Origin of the sequence: Arcicella aquatica, from assembly GCF_034928825.1 — a bacterium.
GTDB lineage: Bacteria > Bacteroidota > Bacteroidia > Cytophagales > Spirosomataceae > Arcicella > Arcicella aquatica.
This window is the reverse complement of sequence record NZ_JAYFUL010000001.1, coordinates 306,367-330,507: the sequence shown is the minus strand read 5'-3', so window position 1 is coordinate 330,507 and position 24,141 is coordinate 306,367. Positions and strand designations below refer to the sequence as shown.

At 35.7% G+C, this 24,141-nt stretch carries 23 protein-coding genes; 5 read left to right on the top strand and 18 right to left on the bottom strand.

The annotated features are described in order from the left end of the window. Positions 1–7: 7 nt before the first annotated feature. The 9 genes from VB264_RS01325 to ccoS form a co-directional block, all read right to left on the bottom strand. Complete coding sequence (locus tag VB264_RS01325) at positions 8–1,033, bottom strand: 2-hydroxyacid dehydrogenase (protein ID WP_323246200.1); 1,026 nt, start codon at positions 1,031–1,033, stop codon at positions 8–10. Positions 1,034–1,205: 172 nt separating this feature from the next. Further along, complete coding sequence (locus VB264_RS01320) at positions 1,206–3,107, bottom strand: AAA domain-containing protein (protein WP_323246338.1); 1,902 nt, start codon at positions 3,105–3,107, stop codon at positions 1,206–1,208. A gap of 235 nt (positions 3,108–3,342) precedes the next feature. After that, positions 3,343–4,167, bottom strand: a complete 825-nt coding sequence (locus tag VB264_RS01315) for a universal stress protein (RefSeq protein ID WP_309913626.1) — start codon at positions 4,165–4,167, stop codon at positions 3,343–3,345. 88 nt (positions 4,168–4,255) lie between these two features. Beyond that, the gene (locus tag VB264_RS01310) at positions 4,256–4,969 is read right to left on the bottom strand and encodes a sulfite exporter TauE/SafE family protein (RefSeq protein WP_323246199.1); all 714 of its coding nucleotides are present in this window, start codon (positions 4,967–4,969) and stop codon (positions 4,256–4,258) included. A 75-nt stretch (positions 4,970–5,044) separates the two neighbouring features. Continuing rightward, positions 5,045–5,470 (bottom strand): FixH family protein, encoded by a 426-nt coding sequence (locus tag VB264_RS01305; protein ID WP_323246198.1) that lies wholly within the window; start codon positions 5,468–5,470, stop codon positions 5,045–5,047. A 406-nt stretch (positions 5,471–5,876) separates the two neighbouring features. After that, entirely contained in the window at positions 5,877–7,289 is a 1,413-nt protein-coding gene (ccoG, locus tag VB264_RS01300; RefSeq protein ID WP_323246197.1) for a cytochrome c oxidase accessory protein CcoG, read from the bottom strand. Between the two features lie 102 nt (positions 7,290–7,391). Next, positions 7,392–8,294 carry a cbb3-type cytochrome c oxidase N-terminal domain-containing protein gene (locus VB264_RS01295; RefSeq protein ID WP_323246196.1) on the bottom strand — a complete coding sequence of 301 codons (903 nt, stop codon included), beginning with the start codon at positions 8,292–8,294 and terminating at the stop codon, positions 7,392–7,394. 302 nt (positions 8,295–8,596) lie between these two features. Further along, on the bottom strand, positions 8,597–10,729 hold the full coding sequence (ccoN, locus tag VB264_RS01290; RefSeq protein WP_323246195.1) for a cytochrome-c oxidase, cbb3-type subunit I: 2,133 nt from the start codon (positions 10,727–10,729) through the stop codon (positions 8,597–8,599). 142 nt (positions 10,730–10,871) lie between these two features. After that, a complete protein-coding gene (gene ccoS, locus VB264_RS01285; RefSeq protein ID WP_309913645.1) occupies positions 10,872–11,015 on the bottom strand; it encodes a cbb3-type cytochrome oxidase assembly protein CcoS in 144 nt (47 codons plus the stop codon). Between the two features lie 243 nt (positions 11,016–11,258). Between ccoS and hemN the strand changes: the two genes are divergently transcribed. Beyond that, the gene (gene hemN, locus VB264_RS01280; protein ID WP_323246194.1) at positions 11,259–12,620 is read left to right on the top strand and encodes an oxygen-independent coproporphyrinogen III oxidase; all 1,362 of its coding nucleotides are present in this window, start codon (positions 11,259–11,261) and stop codon (positions 12,618–12,620) included. Between the two features lie 67 nt (positions 12,621–12,687). On the opposite strand, the gene VB264_RS01275 is transcribed toward hemN, so the two are convergent. Further along, on the bottom strand, positions 12,688–14,097 hold the full coding sequence (locus VB264_RS01275; RefSeq protein ID WP_323246193.1) for a DUF1593 domain-containing protein: 1,410 nt from the start codon (positions 14,095–14,097) through the stop codon (positions 12,688–12,690). Positions 14,098–14,351: 254 nt separating this feature from the next. Here VB264_RS01275 and VB264_RS01270 point away from each other — a divergent pair, with 254 nt between their 5' ends. Next, on the top strand, positions 14,352–15,188 hold the full coding sequence (locus VB264_RS01270; protein WP_323246192.1) for a universal stress protein: 837 nt from the start codon (positions 14,352–14,354) through the stop codon (positions 15,186–15,188). Positions 15,189–15,234: 46 nt separating this feature from the next. Here VB264_RS01270 and VB264_RS01265 read toward each other — a convergent pair whose 3' ends face one another. Beyond that, the gene (locus VB264_RS01265) at positions 15,235–16,221 is read right to left on the bottom strand and encodes an alpha/beta hydrolase (protein WP_323246191.1); all 987 of its coding nucleotides are present in this window, start codon (positions 16,219–16,221) and stop codon (positions 15,235–15,237) included. 328 nt (positions 16,222–16,549) lie between these two features. Between VB264_RS01265 and VB264_RS01260 the strand changes: the two genes are divergently transcribed. From VB264_RS01260 to VB264_RS01250, 3 genes are all read left to right on the top strand, one after another. Further along, positions 16,550–16,759 carry a hypothetical protein gene (locus VB264_RS01260; protein ID WP_323246190.1) on the top strand — a complete coding sequence of 70 codons (210 nt, stop codon included), beginning with the start codon at positions 16,550–16,552 and terminating at the stop codon, positions 16,757–16,759. Between the two features lie 120 nt (positions 16,760–16,879). Next, on the top strand, positions 16,880–18,037 hold the full coding sequence (locus VB264_RS01255) for an iron-containing alcohol dehydrogenase (protein ID WP_309913664.1): 1,158 nt from the start codon (positions 16,880–16,882) through the stop codon (positions 18,035–18,037). A gap of 106 nt (positions 18,038–18,143) precedes the next feature. After that, complete coding sequence (locus VB264_RS01250) at positions 18,144–18,305, top strand: hypothetical protein (protein ID WP_323246189.1); 162 nt, start codon at positions 18,144–18,146, stop codon at positions 18,303–18,305. A gap of 57 nt (positions 18,306–18,362) precedes the next feature. On the opposite strand, the gene VB264_RS01245 is transcribed toward VB264_RS01250, so the two are convergent. The 7 genes from VB264_RS01245 to VB264_RS01215 all read right to left on the bottom strand — a co-directional run bounded on the left by VB264_RS01245 (position 18,363) and on the right by VB264_RS01215 (position 24,121). Further along, positions 18,363–19,109 carry an NlpC/P60 family protein gene (locus VB264_RS01245; protein WP_323246188.1) on the bottom strand — a complete coding sequence of 249 codons (747 nt, stop codon included), beginning with the start codon at positions 19,107–19,109 and terminating at the stop codon, positions 18,363–18,365. After that, entirely contained in the window at positions 19,106–19,387 is a 282-nt protein-coding gene (locus VB264_RS01240; RefSeq protein WP_323246187.1) for a hypothetical protein, read from the bottom strand. The genes VB264_RS01245 and VB264_RS01240 overlap by 4 nt, the downstream gene beginning before the upstream one ends. A 152-nt stretch (positions 19,388–19,539) precedes the next feature. Further along, entirely contained in the window at positions 19,540–20,223 is a 684-nt protein-coding gene (locus VB264_RS01235) for an ABC transporter ATP-binding protein (RefSeq protein ID WP_323246186.1), read from the bottom strand. Between the two features lies 1 nt (position 20,224). After that, positions 20,225–21,484, bottom strand: a complete 1,260-nt coding sequence (locus VB264_RS01230) for an ABC transporter permease (protein WP_323246185.1) — start codon at positions 21,482–21,484, stop codon at positions 20,225–20,227. After that, a complete protein-coding gene (locus VB264_RS01225) occupies positions 21,481–22,560 on the bottom strand; it encodes an efflux RND transporter periplasmic adaptor subunit (protein ID WP_323246184.1) in 1,080 nt (359 codons plus the stop codon). The genes VB264_RS01230 and VB264_RS01225 overlap by 4 nt, the downstream gene beginning before the upstream one ends. 203 nt (positions 22,561–22,763) lie before the next feature. Continuing rightward, positions 22,764–23,150 (bottom strand): group III truncated hemoglobin, encoded by a 387-nt coding sequence (locus VB264_RS01220; protein WP_323246183.1) that lies wholly within the window; start codon positions 23,148–23,150, stop codon positions 22,764–22,766. Between the two features lie 158 nt (positions 23,151–23,308). Next, the gene (locus VB264_RS01215) at positions 23,309–24,121 is read right to left on the bottom strand and encodes a phytanoyl-CoA dioxygenase family protein (RefSeq protein ID WP_323246182.1); all 813 of its coding nucleotides are present in this window, start codon (positions 24,119–24,121) and stop codon (positions 23,309–23,311) included. Between the last annotated feature and the right edge of the window lie 20 nt (positions 24,122–24,141).

Below are 24,141 nucleotides of genomic sequence, written 5' to 3'. Positions count from 1 at the left end.
CCTAAAACTAATGTAATAATTCTTCTAAATGTGCAACTTTACCTATTTTTGAATTACACTCTTTGTAATATTCACTTTCCCAATCGCTTAAATTTTCGATGGTTTTGTCAGCAATATTGGTTAAAGCTTCATTCGTTAAAAATGCCTGATGTCCTGTAATCAGTACATTCTCTAATTGCATTAATGTCAATAAAAGCTGATCTTTTTTCTCTTGAGGTTGATGGTTTTTAAAAAATATACCTCTTTCATTTTCGTAAACATCTAAGCCTAAATATCCAATTTTGCCAGATATTAAGGCATTAAGAATATCTTTGGTATTAACAATTCCACCTCTACTTGTATTAATCAACATTACTCCGTTTTTCATTTTATTAATACTTTCTAGGTTAATCAAGTACTTAGTCTGTGCTGTAAAAGGCACATGCAAAGTGATAATATCAGCCTCTGCATAAAGTGTGTCTAAAGAAACATACGTAAAATGTAATGTTTCAGCCTTTTTTGAATCTTGAATAAGATCATAAACTAATACATTACAACCAAAACCATGTAGAATCTTTGCGACAATCGAACCGATTTCTCCTAAACCAATGATACCTACCGTTTTGCCATGCATATCGAAGCCAATTAACGGAGCTAAATCAAACTGATATTGATGGGCATTGGCATTTGCTAAAATCAATTTTCTATTCAATGCCAGCATCATACCGATAGTATGTTCTGCGATGGAATAAGGCGAGTAGGCAGGAACATTGCCAACTTTAATATCCATTTGTTTTGCTGCTACAAGGTCGATATGATCTGTTCCTACTGACCGTGTAGCAATATATTTAACACCATTCTCTCGAAGAAGTTCTAAGACTTCCGCCGAGGCATCATCATTAGTGAACACTGAAATTGCCTCATAGCCAGCAGATAAAATGGCGGTTTCAACTGCTAAATTCTGACTAGTTAAACTAACTTCATGTGTATTTTGATTCGCATTTAAAAGATATTGTTTCTCGAATTCTTTGATGCTATAAAAAAAAGTCTTCATGGATTTAGGTTTAATTGAGTGATAATTTTGACATTGCTATCGATTCATTTAAAGCATTGAAAAACAGCTAAATAATTACTGATTATCCGTTTTTGTTATGTCAAAATTACACCCTTGTTTACCCCTAAACTATGATATTTGTTAGTTGAATTATTGATTGAATACAGTGAAATTAATTAATAAACTCCCAAGCACTTTGGTAGGCATTTAGGCTTTCAGTGTATTCTATAAAATCTGAATAAAAAGGAAACTGAGCCAATGTAGCACTATCACCAATGATTACCAGTTTTTTCCTAGCACGGGTCATCGCTACATTCATCCTGCGAATGTCTGATAAAAAGCCAATGGCTCCTTCGGTGTTGCTTCTCGTCATGCTGATGTAAACAATATCACGCTCTTGTCCTTGGAAACTATCAATGGTATTCACGGATATTTTATCCGTAAATATTTGCAACGCAGGCGTATGGAGCAATTGCTCATTTAATAACTTGATTTGCTGTTTGTAAGGCGAAATAACTGCAACAGTCGGGAAATCTTCGGGTTTGTATTCCAATGCCAATTCATCACTAAAAAGGCTAAGATGTTTTATCAACAGCATCGCTTCTTCAGGATTAGTAGAACTTGTACCTTCTATTTTTTCTTCAAAACCACAGCCCGCAGTATCAATGAATAGTAAAGGAGTATTATCACTTTTGAGGGTACGTTTAGCCACCGAAGCATGAGCCCTTAGTTTGTTGTGATAAAATACTTTAGAAGAATAGCCCATAATCTGCTCATTCATACGATATTGCTCGGCCAATAAAGTAACTGCTTCGGGATGTAAAGCAATACATTTTTCTAATAAGGTATTGTTTAGTCCATCTTTTGCCGCCTCATTTGATTTGATAGTAGGCGGTAACTGACAGTGGTCGCCCGCCAATACTACTTTCTGTGCTTTCAGTATCGGAATCCAACAGGCAGGTTCAAGGGCTTGCCCAGCTTCATCAATAATTACGGTATCGAATTTTAGATTTCTAACTGTGTAATGAGTAGCCCCCACCAAAGTAGCTGTAATAATTTGTGCTTTGCCTACGATATCATCAATGATGTACTGTTCGGTATTCCCGACTTCCTTCATGATTTTATGAGCTTCATCAAAAAGTAGCTTGCGTTGGTCTCGTTCAGATTTGCCGAAACTACGCTTGTACTTATGTGCCATGTTTTTGTATTCCTGAGCCTGTTTTTTAAGTTTTTTAGCATCACGAAGCATCGTATGGTCAGCCATTTTGCTATCAAGCGTAAGGGCCAATTGCTTTTCATTTACTTTGGCCGGATTTCCAACACGCAATACATTTAGCCCTTCTTCATGCAATTTTTCGCTGAGTAAATCTACAGCGGTATTGCTTGGTGCTACTACTAGAATTTTTTGATTATCTCGTTGGATAAGGGCTTTAATCGCTTGAATCAGCGTAGTGGTTTTACCAGTACCCGGAGGACCGTGAATAATGGCTAGTTCGTTGGCAGCTAATATTTTATTGACAGCCTCATTTTGCCAAGTATTCAAACTAGGAACAGAAACTGTTTTAATGTCTGTTTGAAAAGTAGGCGTTTTCTCTCCGATAAGTACTTTTACCAAATTTGTATTAGCTTGTTCGCTGAGGGCAGCGGCTTGCTTAAGAGCAGCCTGCATTTCATCGAAACTATTGTCATCAAACAAGACATCAATGCCTAGTTTGCCATCTCTACTCCAGTCGGGTAGTTCGTCTGTTTTGAGGGTAATTTTTAAACGATTGCCATTTTGATGGGTAATTGTACCTTCGATTCTATCTGCTTGAGGATCATGATTACTAAAAAGCACCGCAGGCATGCCAAACCTGAATTGATGAGAAAGGTCATGATGAGTAGTACGTTCAATTTCAACCGTTAAATAGTCTCCACGGCCAATTTCAGAACCTCTTATAGCAATCGGATACCACGTTAGTCCGTTTGCTCTACGTTCGCTCACGGATGATTTTTCGGTAAGTTGGATATACTGATTTAGGCTTTCGTCTCGCTCAGTTTTTAGTAAGTTGAGTAGTTTTTTAAAATAATCCATATACAAAGGTAATGGATTATTGACTTTCATAAAGAAATCTGTTTAAATGAAGGCTATGTAAGCTTTTCTTGATAAAGCTTTCGTGTATAAAAATATGGGAGAGTCAATAAAGAAAGAAAATGATGACCTGCTCACATCATGGCGGTGTTGATAGGTGGCTATAATGATATTAAAACAAAAAAAGCGACTCTTTCACCTGAAAAAGTCGCTTTGCTAGCCGTCAATAGGATTTGATTTAAACCAGTGCTAATACAGGAATATCTGAATGATTAACCACATCTTCTGTAATACTACCAGCAAATAATAAGCTCAAGCCTTTTCTGCCGTTAGTTGTTAATACAACCATGTCAGTTTTCATATCTTTGGCACAAGCTACAATTCCTTTGGCAATATTATAGTAGTTGTAAATCAAGAAATCGATTTCTTTAATACCTAACTCTTCACCGAGTTTAAACATCTTTTCGGTAGTAGTATGACTATCTTCAAAACCATCTGGCGTGTTAATGAACACAAACGTTAATTTAGCTTTAGTAGCTTGTAGTTTATGAATAAAACTGGCTGTAATTTTAGTCTCAAAGTCTACCGCTACCATAATGCGTTTCATCTTGAATTTCTTCTCAGTCTGCTTTACGATTAACACTGGGCAATGCGAATTTCTGATAACAGATTCAGCATTTGAATGACTTAATAAATCTTTCCAGCCATCAGCGCCCGTCGAACCCATCACAATTAAATCTACATCCGATTGTTGAGTAATGGCATCTTCAATGGGTAAGTAACTATCTGCTAAAATAGGAGTAATAGTTACGCCATCGTAAATAGGTGCGTCTGCAATTTCGTGTAATTTCTTAGTTGCATCTTCTACCTCATATTTATATAAATCCAAATCTAAATTTGGCAACATTGTTACTGGAAATGGATCAGCACTTACCATATAATGTAAAGGCTGGGCATGGAAAAGTAAAATTTCCGCTTTTGATTGTTGTGCAATCTCAACCGCTGCATCTAATGCAAGTAGGGAAAGGTTTGAAAAGTCGGTTGGAACAAGTATTTTTTTCATGACTGTATTTGTTTAAATCAGGCTTGATTTAGCGAAGCCTTGTATAATATTAACGAGCACGAAAGCAGATAAGTATGAATATTTTTTGTTAATTATTTATTTTTCCGTGACAATCTGTAATTCCTTGGCTAAGGGGTACTTTCTCAAATTTTGGACTAATATAAGGAATGCCTAGATTCAGTCCTCGAACAATAAAAAAAGAGGCTAATACAAACGAATATACGGGTAAATATTTATTAATTTTTTTTCGGGCAGTTAAACTTAAAAACTTAGGTAGAATACTAACTGAAAACATTAGTGGGGAAGTTCCCAAACCAAAAAAAGCCATATACATAGCCCCTTCAATGGGCGATGTGGTAACTGTAGCACCAGCCAATGCTAGGTATACAGTCCCACATGGCAAAAGTCCATTTAGCATTCCTAAAAATGCGAAATTAATTAGTGAATGAGTATTTATTAACGACCCGAAACTTCTTTTTATCAAAGAAGGTATTTTTTGAAAAGGATAGAACGAAATTGATTTGTTGGGAATCATAAAAATGAGCATCAACAAACCAATTGAAATAGATAATTGTTGCTGAAAGCCTGCTACAAAAATTTGTCCTCCGAAATATCCAAAAATATAGCCTAGTATCCCATAAGTAAGCGTTCGCCCAAGGTTATAAAATATTCGTGAAAGGGTAGCTTGAATATAAGAAAGCTTTCCGACGGGTAAGGCTAGGGCAATAGAACCGCACATACCAACACAATGAAAACTGCCAGCCAGACCCGTCATAAAAGCTATGGAAAAAAGAACATTCATTATATCAATTCAAACTTGAACGGATTGTAAGTCCGTATCTATAAAAAATGGTTAAAGTATAATCTTTAGTTTTACTCAACGAACAACAAATTCATCTTCTAGGTAATATTCTCTGATTCCGTCTGTCCAAGTAGCCTGTACTTTCCATTTGCCTTTTTCTAACTTTTCGGTGGAATAATTGAAAATAGGTTCTTTTTTAACAGGTACTGTAAAGTCTAAACGTTTGTCAGAAGGTCTGAAGAAAGTGATAGCTCCATTATTTACATTTGTTGGAAATGCAATCCTTAATGTTTGATTATCAGATGAATAAGTCATGATATTGGCAGCATTGAAATTGGATGAATTCTTCCTTTTATTAATTTGTTCTTGATAGTTTATTTCGTTTTTATAGTAATCTTTATTTACTAAATCTACCTTGGCCGTAGACATTCTATAAGCCATTGTGCCAATAAAGCTAGCAAAAAGTATAAAACATAAAATGATTGATTTTCCCCAGTTCATATTGGTTGTTTTTATGATTCAAAGCTATGGTATTAAACAATAAAAAGATATGAGTTTTGTTAGTCTTTTGTATGAAAAGAGTTATTTTTTGGATGCTAGACTTGAGGATTGTGGACTTTAGGACTTGAAGATGTTACACTTGAAGACACAAGACACAAGACGCTAGATTTTAGATTAGAAGATGTTAGACGCTGGATTTTAGATGCTAAATTTTAAGTATTAGACATTTTATGTTTGGAACATAGTGGCTATAAACTCTTATACCTAAATTTTATCTATCTTAACTATCCCTAAATCCAAAAGTCTAGTGTCTAAAGTCTTCAAGTCTAGCGTCCTAAAGTCCATAATCCTAAAGTCTTCAAGTCTAACTTCCTCAAGTCCTAAAGTCTAAAAATCCTAAAGTCCCCTAAAGAATCGGACCGAGGAATTTTGTTTTTACATGATCAATTACTTTGCCCCCTGAAATTATTTCGATGTCCACTTTTACACTTCCATCAGTGAGAGATTTGGTCGGAATTTCTATGAAAAACGATGATTCTGCTAATTCCCCTGGCTGAACTACCAAAGCTTTGCCAATCATTTTAATCTGTGCATTCTGTTGATTTATCCTAAATTGTACGGGCATAGTTTTATAACTTTTATTCAATACCTGTACGTTATAAAGATTTGAAACCGTCCCGTTTTTATTTTCCTGATAAGTAAGCCCTTGTGCCCTTAGAATAGTGGTTTCAATAATGTTTCTGGTCATTAATAAATAACCTAGAATGCTTAACAAAGCCACCAATATAAAAGAGTAAGAAGCAATTCTAGTATTGAATGTTAGTTTTGTTTTTTGCTCGATACCCTCCTGAGAAGCATAGCGAATCAATCCGCGCGGTTCGCTGATTTTATCCATTACCTCATCGCAGGCATCAATACAAGCAGTACAACCTATGCATTCTAATTGCGTGCCATTGCGAATGTCGATACCTGTTGGGCAAACTTGTACGCATATTTTACAATCTATACAAGAACCATGTGCTACAGGAGCTACCTTTTTTTCTTCAACAGTTTGTTTTTTTCCACGAGGTTCACCCCTGATGAAATCATACGCAACAACAATTGATTTTTTATCAAGCATAACACCCTGTAAGCGTCCATACGGGCAAACTACAATACAAACCAATTCGCGAAAACGAGCAAATACAAAATAAAAAACAGCCGTAAAAATAATGATAGCGAAAAGCCCTGCGAGGTGGTCGAGTGGATTATCAAGGATGATTGTCAATAACGCTCTTTTACCAATAATATAGGCCAAAAAAGTATTGGCAATCAAGAAAGAAAGCAATACAAAAATACTGTGTTTAAGGGTCTTTTTCCAGATTTTTTCGGTCGTCCAAGTTTCGGCATCCAATCTTCTTTGGGCATTATGGTCGCCCTCTATTAATACCTCCACTTTTCTGAAGAGCATTTCCATAAAAATAGTTTGCGGACAAGCCCACCCGCACCAAATTCTACCAAAAATAACCGTAAAGAGAATGACGAATACAATAAAAGTAAGTAAACCAATGGCTACTAAATGGAAATCTTGTGGAAAAAAAGTTACTCCCCAAAAGATGAACTTTCTTTCAATAACATTAAACATAAACACAGGGTGACCATCTACTTCAATAAGAGGAAGACCGAAAAGCAGGCCTAATAATAACCATGAAAAGTAGGTTCGAAGTTTATAAAAATTTCCGATGACAATACGAGGATAAATCCAGATACGCTTACCAGTTTCTGTAACATTCGAGAGGTGGTCGCGGTAATTGCTTGTATCAATTTTTGCCTGTTTCATATTTGTTGTAGATAATAATCGTATCACGATTTTATCTGTTTAATGTTAGAAAGCAAATCCCCTAAGTGTGTTTTACGCTTAGGGGATTGTATCAATTTTACTTTAATGAACACTTATGGTTTTGTTAGCTGTTGAATCTACCGAAGCTTCAGATGGGTCATATTTTTCTCCCTGAGGTTCTTTCGGATTCGGTGGATTAGTACCTTTCAATGAAACGATATAACTAAGCACCTCCTGTACTTGAATAGGGTTTAGTGACTTTTTCCATGAAATCATCCCTTTTTCGGGTACACCTTCGGTAATGGTATGAAATATATTTTTTGCAGAGCCACCATGTAGCCAAAATTCGTCAGTAAGGTTTGGTCCAACTTTCCCTTCACCTTTTTCTCCGTGACAAGCCACACAGTTTTGTGTATAAATTTTGGCCCCACTTGCCAAAGCTTTAGCGTCTCCCAAAGCTTTTACATTGTCTTCATTAACAGCATTGGCAAATTTCTTCATGTATTCTTCGCGAGCTTTCTCGGCAATCGTTACCTCCTCTGTATATTCAGTGACCATAATTTTACCATTACCAATGATATGGAAACCTATTAAATAGACAACTCCGAATATGATAGTAGCATAGAAAAGGTACATAAACCATGGAGGAGTAGGGTTGTCCAACTCGGCAATGTCATCATACTTATGCTCCATTTCCAAGTCTTTTTCCATTGACAAAGGCTTCAAACTGGCTAATTTTTGCCAGAAAGTACGATTTTGCATGGCTTGCTCATAAGCCTCATCAATTTGCAGAGTAGGCTTCAAAAAAGCATTCACTTTTTGCTGTAATCCGTAGGCAAGGAAACAAATAATGATACAAACAATGATTAAAATGCCCAATAACGAGACCATGAGGAGGTCTTCGCCAGTTTTGATACCACCGAAAAAGTACTCTTTTTGGGGAGTATCGGCTGCAAAGATTTGATGCGAGCCTAATAAAAATGAGAATATATATATCTTTTTCATCGCTTAATTGTTTTCCTCTAGGGGTAAGTGACTCATATATTGAAGGTGTTTTTTATCAATAATGAACAGATATACTCCGACCATTAAAAAAAACACAAAAAATATCAGAAGAGAAGTAATCATAGGAACATCCGCTCCTTGAACTTTATTTAGCAATTGTCTGAACATCTTTTTAGTTGTTTAAAAAAAGAACCTCACCCTCTGCCCCCTCCTCGTTAAGAGGAGGGAAAGACACGCAGAGAGAATAATTGGTGTATTTTTTGATTACCAGATACTTGAATGATAATAATGGGAAGGAGGTTTTATTTCTCTCCTTTTTTAATATCAGTACCTATCCTTTGCAGATAAGCAATCAATGCGATAATTTCCTTGTCTGGAGTAACTTTAATTCCCTCTTTGGCTAAGTTATCTGCAATACCTTTTGCCTGAATTTTAAGGTCTTCATCAGCATGCTCGATAGCGTATTCATCATAAGGCACGCCTAAAGTCTTCATGGCTTTTAGTTTGTCTTTGGTGTTTGAGCTATTCAGCGTTTGCGTTAACAACCAATCATAATTAGGCATAATAGAGCCAGGCGACATAGAACTTGGTTCACGCATGTGGTGATAGTGCCAAGAATCTGGATACTTTCCACCCTCGCGATGTAAATCTGGACCTGTTCTCTTTGAACCCCACAAGAATGGGTGGTCGTACACAAATTCGCCTGCTTTAGAATATTCACCATATCTTTCAGTTTCTGAACGGAAAGGACGAATCATCTGACTATGACAAGAAACACAACCCTCACGAATGTATAAATCTCTACCTTGTAGTTCTAAAGGCGTATAAGGCATTACCGAAGCGATGGTAGGCACATTAGATTTTACCATTAAAGTAGGCATCAGCTCAATTAAAGACCCTATCGCTACTACTACTAAAGCACCTACTAACAAAGGCATTGGTTTGCGTTCAAGCCATCTATGCCAGTAAGTATCCGTTCCTTGTGCTACAAATACTTTTTCTAGTGCAGGAGCCTGAGCAGCTTCGTTAGCTACTAATTTACCAACAAGCATCGTTTTGAAGATGTTGTAAGCACCAATTAAAGCACCAGATAAGTAGAAAACACCACCCAAAGCACGCATCATATACATTGGAATAATCTGTAGCGTAGTTTCTAAGAAGTTGGCATATTTTAAATTACCTTCTGCTGTAAATTCTTTCCACATCATACCTTGAGTAAAACCAGCGATATACATTGGCACAGCCCAGAACAAAATTCCTAAAGTACCTAACCAGAAGTGAGCGTTCATCAATTTTTTAGAGAACATCTGGTTTCCATAAATCTTAGGAATCATATAATACATGATGGCAAATGAAAGGAAGCCATTCCAGCCCAACGCTCCTACGTGTACGTGTGCAGGAATCCAGTCGGTATAGTGAGCAATAGCATTGATGTTTTTCAACGAAAGCATTGGTCCTTCAAAAGTAGCCATACCGTAGGCCGTAATACCCACTACCATCATTTTTAATCGAGGGTCTTCTCGTACACTATCCCAAGCACCACGAAGCGTAAGCAAACCGTTAATCATACCCCCCCAAGATGGAGCAATCAGCATGATAGAGAAAACAGTCCCTAAAGACTGTGCCCAGTCGGGTAAGCTTGTATAAAGTAAATGGTGTGGCCCAGCCCAGATATATAAGAAAATCAATGACCAAAAGTGAAGAATTGATAATTTATAAGAATATACAGGACGGTTAGCCATTTTAGGTAAGAAATAGTACATCAACCCTAAAAATGGCGTTGTTAAGAAGAATGCCACAGCATTGTGTCCGTACCACCATTGTACTAAGGCATCTTGTACACCTGCGTAAATTGAATAGCTTTTTGTCCAAGAAATGGGAATAGCCAACGAGTTAACAATATGCAATAGGGCAATTGTAACGAAGGTAGCTATATAAAACCAGATGGCTACGTATAAGTGACGTTCGCGGCGTTTTAGAATAGTACCAAACATATTGATACCAAATACTACCCAAATCAAGGCAATGGCGATATCGATAGGCCATTCTAATTCTGCATATTCTTTAGAGGTACTCATCCCTAAAGGAAGCGTAATGGCAGCCGACAAAATAATTAATTGCCAACCCCAAAAGTGAATTTTCGACAGTAAGTCGCTAAACAAACGGGCTTTACAAAGACGTTGTAAAGAATAATAAATTCCTGCAAAAATAGCATTTCCTACAAAGGCAAAAATTACTGCATTAGTGTGTAATGCACGAATACGGCCAAAAGTAAAGTATTGCGTAATGTTGGCAGAAGGCATAAAGAGTTGAGTGGCAATAAGTACTCCGACTAGCAAGCCCACTATGGCAAAAATAATAGAGGCAAGTGCAAAATTTCGGACGATTTTATTATCGTACTCAAAATGTTCTACATTGGTATTGATCGCTGACATAATATTATTTATTTCTGGTTAATTAGCTCAAAGTCAATTTCTTTAAGGGCTTTGCAACGTTTACAGTCTTTGTCGCAGGTACATTTTTTCTGTTCTTGACTGTTTTGATTTTGTGTGTTGTTTTTCATGGTGGGGAGGGTTTTTAGTCTTTGTCTTCAAATAAAATCCGCATAGCGGGTGTATGTAAATCATCATTTTGTCCTTTAGACATCGACCAGAAGAAAGCCCCCAGAAAACCTAAGGCCATCAATAAACTTATACCAATCATAAAGAAGATAACTTGCATTTTTTGAAGATTTTAGCATTATTTATGCCTCAAAATTCGCCTAAAAGACTTGCTTTGCCCATGAGATAAGTCAGAGCCTACACAAGGATTTATCAGTAACTAAACTGATAAAAATCATAAGACTTGGTAAGGACTTAAAGCTAATTTTGAGCTAAGTAATCAATATAATTTAAACAACGTTATCATCTATCGTAAACAAATGATAACATTTAGGCAAGCACAGCCAATCACTAATCACTACTTATGAATACATTAATTAGTAAATACAATGTGCCCGGCCCACGCTATACAAGCTACCCGACGGTACCTTTCTGGCAGGATGATAGTTTTGGAGAAAACGCATGGGTGTCTTCTTTGAGTAATACTTTTGAAACTACCAATACCGCTACGGGCATTAGTCTATACATTCATCTTCCCTATTGTGAAAGTCTTTGTACTTTTTGTGGATGTAATAAACGCATTACTAAAAATCATCAGGTAGAAAAACCTTATATAGAGGCGGTTTTGAAAGAATGGCAATTGTATTTGAATCATTTTTCTGAAAAACCGAACATTGCTGAAATTCATCTGGGAGGCGGAACGCCGAGTTTCTTTGCTCCAGAAATGCTAGATTTATTAATAGATGGTATTTTAAAACATGCCACTATTAATTCAGCTTATGAATTTAGTTTTGAAGGCCATCCCAATAATACTTCATACCAACACTTAAAAACATTATATGATTTAGGCTTTAAAAGAGTAAGCTTTGGGGTACAAGATTATGACCCTGTCGTTCAAAAAGCTATTCATAGAATACAACCATTCGAAAATGTAAAGCAAGTGACAGAATGGAGTAGAGCCATCGGTTATGAGTCTATTAGCCACGATTTAGTCTTTGGTTTACCCTTTCAGGAGGTATCTTCTATTGAGGACACTATTGCCAAAACGATTGAGTTGCAACCAGACCGCTTGGCTTTTTATTCTTATGCCCATGTGCCTTGGATAAAAGGAAGTGGTCAGCGAGGTTTTAAGGATGAAGATTTACCTTCGGCTGAATTAAAACGCAAGCTTTATGAAACAGGTAGGATGCTTTTTGAAGAAAACGGGTATGCTGAAATAGGGATGGATCATTTTGCGTTACCGCACGATGCTATGTATAAAGCCATGCAACAGGGGACTTTAAACAGAAACTTTATGGGGTATACTACTACCCAAACAAAAGTATTGTTAGGTTTAGGAGTATCATCCATTAGTGATTCTTGGAACGCTTTTTCGCAAAATGTAAAGGATATTGATGAATACCAAAACATGATAGCGAATAATGAACTGCCAATTTTGAAAGGACATATTCTGACAGAGGAGGATTTAACAGTACGTCAACAGATACTTGATATTATGTGTCAGTTTGCTACTTCGTGGACTGATGAAGAATTTAGTTTTGAAGAAAAACAAGCACTGTTTGAAAAGCTAGAAGGCTTTAAGCAGGACGGACTATTGACTTATGATGCCAATTCGTTAAAAGTAAATCCAGAAGGCAGACCCTTCATCCGTAATATTTGTATGGCTTTTGATAAAAGGATGTTACAAGCGAATACCTCAAAGAAATTATTTTCGCAGACGGTTTAGGATTCTATAAAGCTTATTCCAATCTGAATAATTCTACAGGTTTGGAATAAGCTTTATAGAACAATCATCAAGGAACAATATTAATAATTACTCTTTTATACCTTGTTAGAGCAGGCGTTCCTTTGTCTTTTACAGCTAAAATAAAGTGAACACTTTCTGCTGAATTGACCAATGGAGCTGTTATTGGTAATCTTTTCAAATTGGCAGCATAGGGTTTATGGCTTACCAACCCTTTATAAGTGCCTGCTTCTGGATACTGAAACCAAAGAAAACTGACAGAATCACCATCAGGGTCAGTAGTTGGCGAGGCATCTAAATAAAATAATTGCCCAGCTTTAACCGTGATTTCTTCAGCGTGTTTAAGCTTAGGAATAGGTGGGTGATTTACCTCTTTATAATCTTTGGTACACCAAAGCATTCTGGCAGCGAAGTCATTCTGAAAAGCTTCTCTCCATCGCCATATTGTTTCTTTATTACCGATATAGGTCTTTTTGTCGATAGCAGAAACAATCGAATCTTTAACATTTGTCCATATTGGTCGAGTTTCAGGTTCATCTTTTGGCCAATTTGCTCTTTTAAACATCCCTGTGTTTGAATCTTCAAAATCAGGCAAGTATAGTTCATATCGCCCACCCCAACCCCCAAAATCAGGTTTTTCAGGGGTGTTCAATCCATTATTGATTAATGATAAAAAAGATGGCGTGTCGCCTTCCATGCCATAAGCAACATCAGGATAAGTAGCTCCTAAAGCTCCGTGTCCTTGCTGAATATTTTTAGCCAGCCAATCGCTACTTACTACTTCTGTATTAGAGCCCGGTAAACCAAAAGCAATGCCCAACCAAGTAGCTCTTGAATAATTATACCCCGGCGTTACGATGTAAAAAATACTTGGGAAGTTTTTCCGAATCCAAGGCCCTGAGTCATCTTGATCTGAAATCGTGTAAACCCTTATTTTATCGTAAAGTATTTGAGCCTCTTTGTTATTTTTGGTTTTTCGTATTTTCCAAAGAGCCTGTGCCAAGCAGTTAGTACCACCCCAAACAGGAATCCAAACAGGACGGCTATCTTTTTGTTCAAGGGTCTTAATGATTAAATCAGAACCTTCAGAATCCTTTCCTTCGCCCACACCTTCCATACCATACAAAGCGAGATGTTTCTTTACTTTTGCCTTGAGCATGGTTGCAGTAGGGTAGCCTTGCTCATGTTTTAATAAATTCGCTTGAATTTTTCCATAGGCATCTAAAGTGGCATGAATACTTTCAGGGGCTACCATGTCTTTTTGATGAATAGAAGTAGTAGCAATAAAACCTTCAATATCCCACTGATTGGCGTAAGTCAAAAATCTTACTAAAGACTGCGAATCATCAGGGTCAGCTTCAATATCGGTCAATACCAACACGCGTAATTTTTGGGATGTTTGGCTAAAGGTTGTGAATGTGCTCAAAAAGAGTAAAATCAAGAGTAAGCATTTTTTCATGTTATTTAGTTTTTAAGAGATTGTTTTTTGCCATTATAGTAAGGCAAGTTGATACATAGTTGTTTGCCAATAAACTAAAAAGCTTAGGTAAATATACAAAGAGGTATGGCTTTTGTTAGTGAATGTCTGGTACAGAATTTTATTCATATTATTATAATACTTCTGATATGACTAAATTCAGTTAAAAGGTTGATATTCATTAGTTGAAAAAATTAAAAAAAAATACAAATTTGTATTAAACCAATTTACAAACCATGAAAAACATCCTTGTTGCAACCGACTTCTCGGAGAACTCACACAAAACGCTAGAATATGCTATCTTAATAGCAAAAGCTTATGATGCTAAAATCTATTTAGTACATACCTATTTGCCTTATTATGTAGAACCAGGTATCTATGCAGACTCTTTATTGATGATGGAATCTTTAAATGAGCAGACTAAAAGTATGTATGCCAAATTCGTTCCTTTTGAAAAAGAGATAGAGGCAGCAGGTATAGCATACGAAACCGTGTTAGAATTAAATGATGTAACTTCTGGTATTTTTGATGTAATTGAAAAACATGAAATAGACTTATTGGTAATAGGAAGAACAGGTTCAGGAGGCTTTTTAAATAAGTTGATAGGAAGCAATGCTGCTCATATTATCGCCAAGTCTTCTATTCCTGTGTTGGCAATTCCCCAGAATGTAGAAAATGTAGTCATTAAGCAAGTATTATATGCTACCCAATTAGAGTTTGATGAAAGTGATATATTAGCACAATTGTTTGCTATTACCAGTCAATTGAAGGCTAAAGTAAATCTTGTAAAAGTAGAAGCTTCATTTGAACCTGATATTCAGTCAGATCAACAATTTATTGACCAGATTAAAGGTACTTTTATTAAAGAAGATTTTGAAATAAGCAAAGTGAAGGACGAACATGTAACCGACGGGATTTTGAAAGCTGCTAAAGCCCAAGGAGCAGATTTAATTGTTCTAGCGGCTCATCATCGCAATTTTCTCAGCCAAATTATAGACCCAAGCAAGTCTAAACAAGTAATCATTCGTTCACCATTACCAGTACTTACGTTTCAGTTTAAAGAAGAACTGTAAATTTTATATTTAGGCGGTGACCTAAGTCACCGCCTAAATATAAATGCTAATCCAAAAAGCCTTTAATGTGGGCACGCATTTTATCTCCCTCACACGAAGTAGCCATGTGTCCGCAATTACCCGTTAGTTCTACGATGGGTGCTTTTAATAATTTCCCAAAACGAATGGCTGCTTGTGGATTGACCATGTGGTCTTGAGTAGCAACTACTATCATCACCTTTGCCTTTACTTTTGTGGCAATTTCTTCTGGCTTTTTCCCTTGAAAAATATCATGATTAATCATTGCCTTTAATTGTATCGCCCAATCATAAGGATTTAGCTTCAATGCATCCTCCTCAATCTTTTTGATATAATTGGCATAATCGTCCGACTGTGTATTTTCTTCTCTGAAACTAGGCGTCCATAAGTTTAATTGATGTAAGGCATAGACAGTCTTCATCGTCTCATTAGCATATTGACCTCTCTCAATAATATTCAACTGTAGATTCCAATACAATTTATCATAAGAACTTTGCTTTGGACTACCAATAATAGGTACAATTTTATCAACAAAATCAGGATAACTAACCATCCACTGGAAAGACTGCATTCCACCCATTGAAATACCTGTTACTGCATATAAATGATTGATTTTTAACGATTCTTTCACCAATTTGTATTCAGTATTTACCATGTCTCGAATGCTGATTGTGGGAAAAAGTTTATCTTTCTGACTAATGCTATTAGAAGGAGAGGAGGAAACGCCATTTCCGAGGGCATCTACAACGATGACAAAGTATTTAGTGCTGTCGGCAATATCACTTGGATTGGCCACAAAAGATTTTTGTTGGCTCGTACCCGTAAACCAAGTAGGCACCAATACTGCATTCGATTTATCCCCATTTAATTTTCCGAAAGTGCGATAGCCAATTTTACAGTCTTTCAGAACCTGTCCATTCTCTAAAGGATAATCGCCAATCTGATAAAATTTTTGTTGAGCAAAAGCTGATTTAACTAAGCATAATAATAGTACGATACTAAAGATTTTTTTCATATAAATAAGGTTTTGTTTTAATATTGAAGCTGTTTAAACTTTCCCTTTCGGGTTAAACTAAGTCTTTTAGCATAGCTTGTTCCAAAATTTACTCAACGTAGCGATGCTATGCTTCGCAAATGTTGAAAAAATCAATTCAAAAATACAATACTTTCACCTAAGAAACGGAAACTTTAAACTGCTTCATTTGGTAAATATACAAACTTCATAAAAACGGATGTCTATCTTGAAAATATAAGCTACAAGAAAATTTTATTACCTACAAACCCGACTTTCACTTTCAGGTTTTTGTTTTACTTTTATTTTATTCACCCTCAAGCATTAACTCATGAAAAAGCTTTTCCTATTTGTATTATTCCTTTTTTTGACCAATCTGGTATTGGCTCAAGGCTTAAAGACTGATTTTTGGTGGAAACAAAATAACCTTCGTGTCATCCAAACCAATCTTCTTGAAGTATTGATTAATGCACCGTATGTGCAGGACAAAGCTTTTAAAATTATTGAGGAGGTAATTGATTTCTTTCCGATAGATAAGTGATGTTATGATTTTTGAGAGTATAAAAACTTTTCAATGCTGTGGTTTGTTGAATATGTATCAGCAAACCATTTTTATTAAAAAGATTTGCTGAAAATTTCATTTATAAACAAAACCATAATCATGTTAAATTTTGATTTTCAGAACCCTACTAAAATCCTTTTTGGAAAGGGACAAATAGCCTCAATCACCAAAGAAATTCCTGCTGATGCCACTATTTTAATGACTTACGGTGGAGGAAGTATTAAAACCAATGGCGTTTACGAACAAGTAACCAAGGCTTTGGCTGGTAGAAAAGTTATTGAGTTTGCTGGTATTGAGCCTAACCCAAGCTATGAAACCCTCATGAAAGCCGTAGAAATCATGCGTGCTGAAAAAGTAGATTATGTACTAGCTGTAGGTGGAGGTTCGGTAATAGACGGTACAAAATTCTTGGTAGCGGCTGTAGATTACCAAGGCGACCCTTGGGAGATTTTAACAAAGCCAGTTCGTACTACTAAAGCAATGCCTTTTGGAACTGTATTAACATTACCAGCTACAGGTTCAGAAATGAATTCAGGGGCAGTTATTACTCGAAAATCTACTCATGAAAAACTAGGCATGGGTGGCCCTGGATTATTTCCAAAATTTTCTGTACTTGACCCTGAAGTAATCAAAAGCATTCCACATCGTCAGCTTTTAAATGGGATTGTTGATGCTTATACCCACGTGTTAGAACAATACCTTACCTATCCAGCAGGGGCTTTGTTACAAGACCGTTTTGCTGAAAGTATTTTACAAACCTTGGTTGAGGTTGCCCCTAAAATTTTGGCAGACCCTAGCGATTATCAAGCGGCTTCTAATTTTATGTGGAGTTGTACGATGGCATTGAACGGTTTGATTCAAAAAGGCGTACCTACCGACTGGGCTACTCATGCTATTGGTCATGAACTTACGGCTTTGTACAATATTGATCATGCCATGACATTAGCCATTATTTTCCCGAATTTATACCGTGTACGCTTCGAGAATAAAAAGGATAAATTAGCACAATACGGACAAAGAGTGTGGAACATTACCGAAGGAACTTTGGAAGAAAGAGCCAATGCTGCGATAGACCGCACAGTAGCATTCTTACATGAATTAGGGGCAAAAACTCGTTTGTCAGAATACACTGACGATTATGCCAAATCAGCAGATTTTATCGAAAAACGTTTTACAGAAAGAGGTTGGAAAGCCCTCGGCGAACGTAAAGATATTACACCAGCTATTGTGAAAGAAATTGTTGAGTTGAGTTATTGATAGTTGTTTGTATTGAGCTTTGAGATTTTTTTGTTGAAATCTCAAAGCTTAGTCTTGGCTTAATACTTTATTTGTTAAATGAAAAGTAATAGTGTAAATTTAGGATATGAAAAAGCTAATAAATATATCGGATAAAGAGGCCCTGAGACAGCGTATTTTAGCTTCTGCAATTGCTTCTGCTAGCATAGAAGGTATTGTGATTCCTGAATCTGTGGGGCAAGAAGTGTTAGTTAAGGTTATAAAGAGCCTCCCCAAATCTGCTCAATAAGTTTTCCATTGGTACATAATTTTGTAAGCCAGCTTGTTGAACACTTTGTATTTCATTCTAATAATTTGGGCGATAATAGCCTATAAATGGAAAAAAAGGTGTATTAATGTTCTTGGTCTCATAAATTGAAAGAGGCGATATTGCTTGTAATGTTCCAATTGCTATACCTTGTCCATTCTCCAAACCATCGCCCAAGTAAATCAGACAGAAACTACCTACCTTTCCTTTATAAAAAATTAAATCTCCAGGTAAAGGTTTCTCAACTTTTTGAAAACTCCTCATCATTGCGTCTGATAAACGTTCATCCTTTTTTTTCTCAACATTTACTCCAACTTGTTCCAATACATATTTTATAAACCGTGGAGAATCAAACCCAATTGAAGGATTTTTTTTATTCAACATAAAAGGTATTTCCTTCCAAGTCATCAATAAGGCAATAAAAACAGAAGTTTTTCTTTTGCCAGAAGGAAGATTTGTAATACTTTTTGTAACGCTATTCCAATTAATCCCATTATATAAATCAGAAGATTTGTTAGCTTTACTAGTTGATTCGATTAATCTGACTAAGAAATCTGTAAGTTCTTTTTCATCGTCTTTTAAACTATTAATATTTTTAGATAGGCTAGAATAGTAGATATTTAATGAGTCAATTTTTTTTTGTTTAAGGGTTAATTCATTTTCTACAGAATTTAAGCTTAAACCAGCATATATGAGTGAACCCATGAAAATTACAATTCCCATAAAGCTCACAATTGCTGAAATTTTTGAGCTTTTTTCAATTTTTGATATATCAATTGGGTTCATATCTTTTCATCTATTTTTCCACCAACAATAACTTTCAAAGCTTGATCCCACATCCTTAGTAATCTACCAGCAGCATATGTAATTAATCCAGATGAACCAAACATTAATGTTAATTCAGTACTACCTGCTTTCTCTTTTTGTATTGTAAGAATAATGCTTGCAAATAAAATAATTAATGACGTAGATGTAACTACAAGGTGTAGCATTCTCTCAAATTTGAAAAGATTTGTGAGTTTTTCGACTACATTAAATCTTGCGTTTAATTCTTCTTCGGTCATTTTGAATTTATTTGAACAACTTGAGAAATGTAAAGTAAAAGTCTATTTTTATAGTTTTGTAAATATATTAAATATTTATAATTTATTAGAAAAGTTGTTTGAATATTTTTCTTGTTCTCAACCCTTAATTTACGAATCAATATTTTTTACTTTCAACTCTTAATAATCCTACCATCCTCCATCTCAATAATTCGATTGGTTCGACTGGCAAAGCTTGGGTCATGCGTTACGATAAGCAGGGCTTGGTGATACTCGGTGGCTAATTGTTGAAAAATATCAAAAACTACTTCTGTATTCTTCTTATCTAAGTTTCCTGTGGGTTCATCGCCCATGATAATTAAGGGGTCATTAATTAAAGCTCTGGCAATCGCTACTCTTTGTTTTTCGCCACCCGAAAGTTGTGTAGCATTTTTCAAAGCTTGTTTTTCAATTCCTAATTTCCTTAGGTGTTCCATCGCTCTATGTTCTAATTCCTGTTCAGAATATTTATTAAGTTTCAATCCGGGCAACATTACGTTTTTTAATACCGTAAATTCATTCAATAAATAATGAAACTGAAATACAAAGCCAATCTTTTCATTACGCACTCGGGCTAAGTCCTGCTCTTTTTTGCCTTGCATACTAACGCCATCTATCAACAATTCGCCTTCATAGTCTGTATCCATTGTAGAAAGAATGTATAACAACGTAGATTTGCCACAGCCTGATTTCCCGACGATAGAAGTGAATTCCCCTTTATTGATAGAAAAGTTAATATCCTTCAATATAGGGATTGTTACGGGGTCATGAAAACTTTTGTTGATGGCTTTTGCCTCAATGATGGTCGTGTGTTCCATATTATTTTCCTCTAATAATGTCCACAGGGTCAATTTTACTTGCTTTTCGGGCAGGAAAAAGTCCAGCGAAATAGGTTGTGATTAACGAGAAGGATATTCCAATTAAGTAAAATTTAAGATTATAATTGATTGGATAAGTCGTTACGGTAGGTAAGGCTGCTGTATTAAATGGAATTTGGTCGATGATAGAAGAGAGCAAAAAGCCACAAACCAAACCCGTAATTCCACCAAAGAATCCAATGCTCAGGGCTATTGTAATAAAGATTCTATTGACATCTTTCCCTGAAAATCCCGTTGCTTTTAAAATGGCAATGGTATCCATTTTTTCATAAATCATCATATTCAAGATATTGTATATCCCGAAACCTGCCACAATCAGTAAGGTGATACCAACGGCATAAGAAATCAACGTGCGTATAGAACTCCCAGTTTCAAATTGCGAATTGGCAGTTTGAATATCTTCGGCATCGGTTTCGAAAATATGCGCATACTCCTTGCTCAATGCAGGAGCCTGTTTCATGTCTTTTAGCTTTACTTGAATGTCTGTTATATAACTATTGGTCTGCCCTAATAATTTCTGAGCCGTTTTTATTGACGCATAGCTTTGTACTTTATCAATTTCAACAATACCTGATTGAAAAAAACCAACGACTTTCAGTAGAAAACGTTCACCTTTGGGTGTAGTAATCTGGATAACATCGCCAATTTTAGCCAACATTTTATCTGCCGCTCCTTTTCCAAGAATAATACTATTAGGTACATTCTTTAAATCAAGTGAAGAGCCCTCTGTAACGTAGTCTTGAAAGAAAAACAGTTTGCTTTCGGCTTCTACATCTATACCATTTACTACACCAGTAATATCGATATCCCCGACGTTATAAAATACTTGAGCTGTCATTTTGGGTGAAATGCCTAATACTCTATCATCATTGCGGAGTGCCTGCATGATGAGCCCATTATTTCGAATTTCAATACTATTGCCACTAGGTTTGATAGAACGAATAAAGTTATGATAGGCTTTATAACGTGCTGAAATATCAATAGGTTGGTTTCTATTGGCTTTTATTTCATTAAAAAGCCTAACGTGCGGGGTACGATTCAGGATTAAATTATCTAACAAGTCGTTTAGACCGTTCATGAATCCTAGCAGCGTAATGAACATCGTAATACTAAAAGTAACGCCCACAGCCGCTACTAGCGTTTGTCGCCAGCGTGCTAATAATAATGATTTGGCTATGCTGAAAATGAGTTTTGTGTTCATTTGGCAGGTTTTAAAATGATGTCTTGTGCGGTTAAACCTGAAATGATTTCTACAGACTGATAATCTTTTAAGCCTATTTTTACTTTAACTTTCTCATTTTTTTCATTCAGTACATAACTATCATCCACCAAATAGTTCCTAGGAATGGTCAATGCTTTTTGTTTGGTCTGAATGATAATATTTGCTTCTACTGTGAGGTTTGGATACAATATTTTTGGTTGCTTAGTAAAGTTTGCTTTTACCGTAAAAGCCCTCGTTTTTTCATTCATCAAAGGGTCTATTTCATACACTGTAGCCTCAAAAGATTTGCCTTGGTAACTATCCATTGATACCATGATTTTTTGCCCAATCTTTACTCTTACTACATCATCTTCATCTACTTGTAGTTCAAGACTAAACATATTGGCATCACCTATTACGGCTAAGGCAGTCTGCAAATTAACCATTTCACCTTTTTCTTTTTGAAGACTATAGAGCCTACCTGTATATTCACTCTTCAACGTATAGTCTGCTTCCATTGTCTGGCTAATGGCTAGGTTTTTCTTTGATTGTGCCGCAGAGAAATTCACTTGCCGTTTTAGTTCTTTATACTTCAAAATAGCTGACTGGTAGGCTGTTTTAGCATTTGAATAGGCTAATTCCCGTTGTTCAAGCTCTACCTTTGTACCTATTTGTTGGGTCCAAAGATTACTTTGACGAAGAAACAACAGCGAATCACTTTGAAGTTTTTTATGTGCCAAGTCTATCGTAATACTCAAATCTTTCAATTTATCAGCATTGGCATTTATAGCTGTATTTTCAACTATCAGTGCAGCATTTTCAGTATTTAATCTGCTAGTTTGATTAAATATTTTCATCAAAGGCTGTCCTTTCTGTACAAAATCTCCCTCTTTTACATACAACTCATCAATAATGCCGTTTACTTTAGAAAATACCTGATATTGATTTTTACTTTTCACGATTCCTGAAGCATACACCGATTCAGAAATATTCATTACTTCTGGTTGGGTTTGCTCTTGCTTTTTTTTGCAAGAGAAGAATAGGAAGGGAATTAATAGAAAATAGATTATTTTCATGATTTTCGATTAGAAATATATTCAAGGAGATGTGTTTCAGTGAATTATCAAAAGTACCGATTTAGTTGTAGAAAAGAAACAGGTATCTGCTTGAGCGTGGAGAACTTTGAGGTTTTTGATAGAATAATGCTTGTACAATTTACCTCTAATCAATATTAGTTATGTATTTAGACTTGTCCCTTTTTTCAAAAGTGGACAAGTCCTCACTCTGCACGATTAAAATGATGTATTTTAAATGCCCAAGACAACGCTACATTTTTAGCCCTACTTTTAATTTCAGTTGCTTTTTCTCCTTCAAAATATTCGTTGACGGTAGCCTCAAAAAGCTCAAGCCATGTATTAAAATGCTGTGGATTTAGTGGGTGTTGATTGTTAATTACAAGGTGTGGACGAAGTGGATGTCCTTCATAACCTTCTTTATTGAATAAAATCATCTCCCAAAAACTATACATTTTAGGTAAATGTTTTTCCCAGTTTACTTTGGCTACTTCGTCGAAAATATAACCTAAAGTATCATTATTGCGTATCTTATCATAAAAACTATTGACTAATAGTTCAATGTCTTCACGGCTTTCTAAGTCTTTTTTCATCTCTTTAGTGATTAGTAATTGGTGATTAGTGATTAGAATTTTGTCCTGAAATAAGTCGATTTTTGGTTAATCTATTTTAAAGGAGGACAAAACTGATGTTATTAGATTAGAAAAATAAAGAACGCTTTTTTTAATCACTAATTACCAATTACTAATCACTATTTTACAACTAATTTACCCAATTTATGATAAAATGGTGTTTTGCTTTTTTCATCTTTGGGCTGATATTTTCCTTGAACAATCGGGAAATACATCACTCTTCTGCGTGATTTTTCACCTGTAAATGGACACACCTCTACTCTATGCCAAAGGTCACCATCGTGTACGGTTAAATCGCCTGCTTCTATATTTAAACCAACTTCGTTTTTATCAGGGTTATGGTCGATGAATTGTTTTTTCAAAAATAACACTTTCATCTTATTCAATCGATGTGTACCCGGTAAAACTCTTAATCCTCCGTTTTCCATCGGGCAATCATCCAAATGTGTACCTACATTCAGCATTTTTAGAATTTTTTGTCCTAAAAACAAATCTCGTGGACTATCTGTATGCCAACCCATTTGCGAAAACTTACTGTTATTAGCATTTACATAATGATTAAAAACCAAACCATCTTTTTCATCTTCACCGATGCGATTGGCATTGTTGGGAATCAATGTTAGTAAAGCCTTTAAACGAGGGTCTTGTAAATATTCATGCAAGATAGCACTGTGTTGTGATAAAAAGCATAAACGCTGAATCATGGGATTACCCTTTTCATCCTTTCCGAATTTCAGGGGTATTCCGTTCATCTTATCGATGCCTGCCGTAAGCCATTCTTTTTCTACACGGTGAGCCTCATTTTTAAAAGCTTCAACGGTTTCTTTTGAAATAAAATTTTTGAAATGAATAAATCCATATTGGTCGAAATACGCTTTTTGTTCAGGAGTTATTTGTTCACCAAGCGTAAATGTTTTTGCCTCAAAGTCCATATGTTATTAATTGTGAATGA

Coding starts and splice junctions, on each gene's coding strand:
- VB264_RS01325 (WP_323246200.1), bottom strand. CDS start 1,033: ATGAAGACTTTTTTTTATAGCATCAAAGAATTCGAGAAACAATATCTT.
- VB264_RS01320 (WP_323246338.1), bottom strand. CDS start 3,107: ATGGATTATTTTAAAAAACTACTCAACTTACTAAAAACTGAGCGAGAC.
- VB264_RS01315 (WP_309913626.1), bottom strand. CDS start 4,167: ATGAAAAAAATACTTGTTCCAACCGACTTTTCAAACCTTTCCCTACTT.
- VB264_RS01310 (WP_323246199.1), bottom strand. CDS start 4,969: ATGAATGTTCTTTTTTCCATAGCTTTTATGACGGGTCTGGCTGGCAGT.
- VB264_RS01305 (WP_323246198.1), bottom strand. CDS start 5,470: ATGAACTGGGGAAAATCAATCATTTTATGTTTTATACTTTTTGCTAGC.
- ccoG (WP_323246197.1), bottom strand. CDS start 7,289: ATGAAACAGGCAAAAATTGATACAAGCAATTACCGCGACCACCTCTCG.
- VB264_RS01295 (WP_323246196.1), bottom strand. CDS start 8,294: ATGAAAAAGATATATATATTCTCATTTTTATTAGGCTCGCATCAAATC.
- ccoN (WP_323246195.1), bottom strand. CDS start 10,729: ATGTCAGCGATCAATACCAATGTAGAACATTTTGAGTACGATAATAAA.
- ccoS (WP_309913645.1), bottom strand. CDS start 11,015: ATGCAAGTTATCTTCTTTATGATTGGTATAAGTTTATTGATGGCCTTA.
- hemN (WP_323246194.1), top strand. CDS start 11,259: ATGAATACATTAATTAGTAAATACAATGTGCCCGGCCCACGCTATACA.
- VB264_RS01275 (WP_323246193.1), bottom strand. CDS start 14,097: ATGAAAAAATGCTTACTCTTGATTTTACTCTTTTTGAGCACATTCACA.
- VB264_RS01270 (WP_323246192.1), top strand. CDS start 14,352: ATGAAAAACATCCTTGTTGCAACCGACTTCTCGGAGAACTCACACAAA.
- VB264_RS01265 (WP_323246191.1), bottom strand. CDS start 16,221: ATGAAAAAAATCTTTAGTATCGTACTATTATTATGCTTAGTTAAATCA.
- VB264_RS01260 (WP_323246190.1), top strand. CDS start 16,550: ATGAAAAAGCTTTTCCTATTTGTATTATTCCTTTTTTTGACCAATCTG.
- VB264_RS01255 (WP_309913664.1), top strand. CDS start 16,880: ATGTTAAATTTTGATTTTCAGAACCCTACTAAAATCCTTTTTGGAAAG.
- VB264_RS01250 (WP_323246189.1), top strand. CDS start 18,144: ATGAAAAAGCTAATAAATATATCGGATAAAGAGGCCCTGAGACAGCGT.
- VB264_RS01245 (WP_323246188.1), bottom strand. CDS start 19,109: ATGAACCCAATTGATATATCAAAAATTGAAAAAAGCTCAAAAATTTCA.
- VB264_RS01240 (WP_323246187.1), bottom strand. CDS start 19,387: ATGACCGAAGAAGAATTAAACGCAAGATTTAATGTAGTCGAAAAACTC.
- VB264_RS01235 (WP_323246186.1), bottom strand. CDS start 20,223: ATGGAACACACGACCATCATTGAGGCAAAAGCCATCAACAAAAGTTTT.
- VB264_RS01230 (WP_323246185.1), bottom strand. CDS start 21,484: ATGAACACAAAACTCATTTTCAGCATAGCCAAATCATTATTATTAGCA.
- VB264_RS01225 (WP_323246184.1), bottom strand. CDS start 22,560: ATGAAAATAATCTATTTTCTATTAATTCCCTTCCTATTCTTCTCTTGC.
- VB264_RS01220 (WP_323246183.1), bottom strand. CDS start 23,150: ATGAAAAAAGACTTAGAAAGCCGTGAAGACATTGAACTATTAGTCAAT.
- VB264_RS01215 (WP_323246182.1), bottom strand. CDS start 24,121: ATGGACTTTGAGGCAAAAACATTTACGCTTGGTGAACAAATAACTCCT.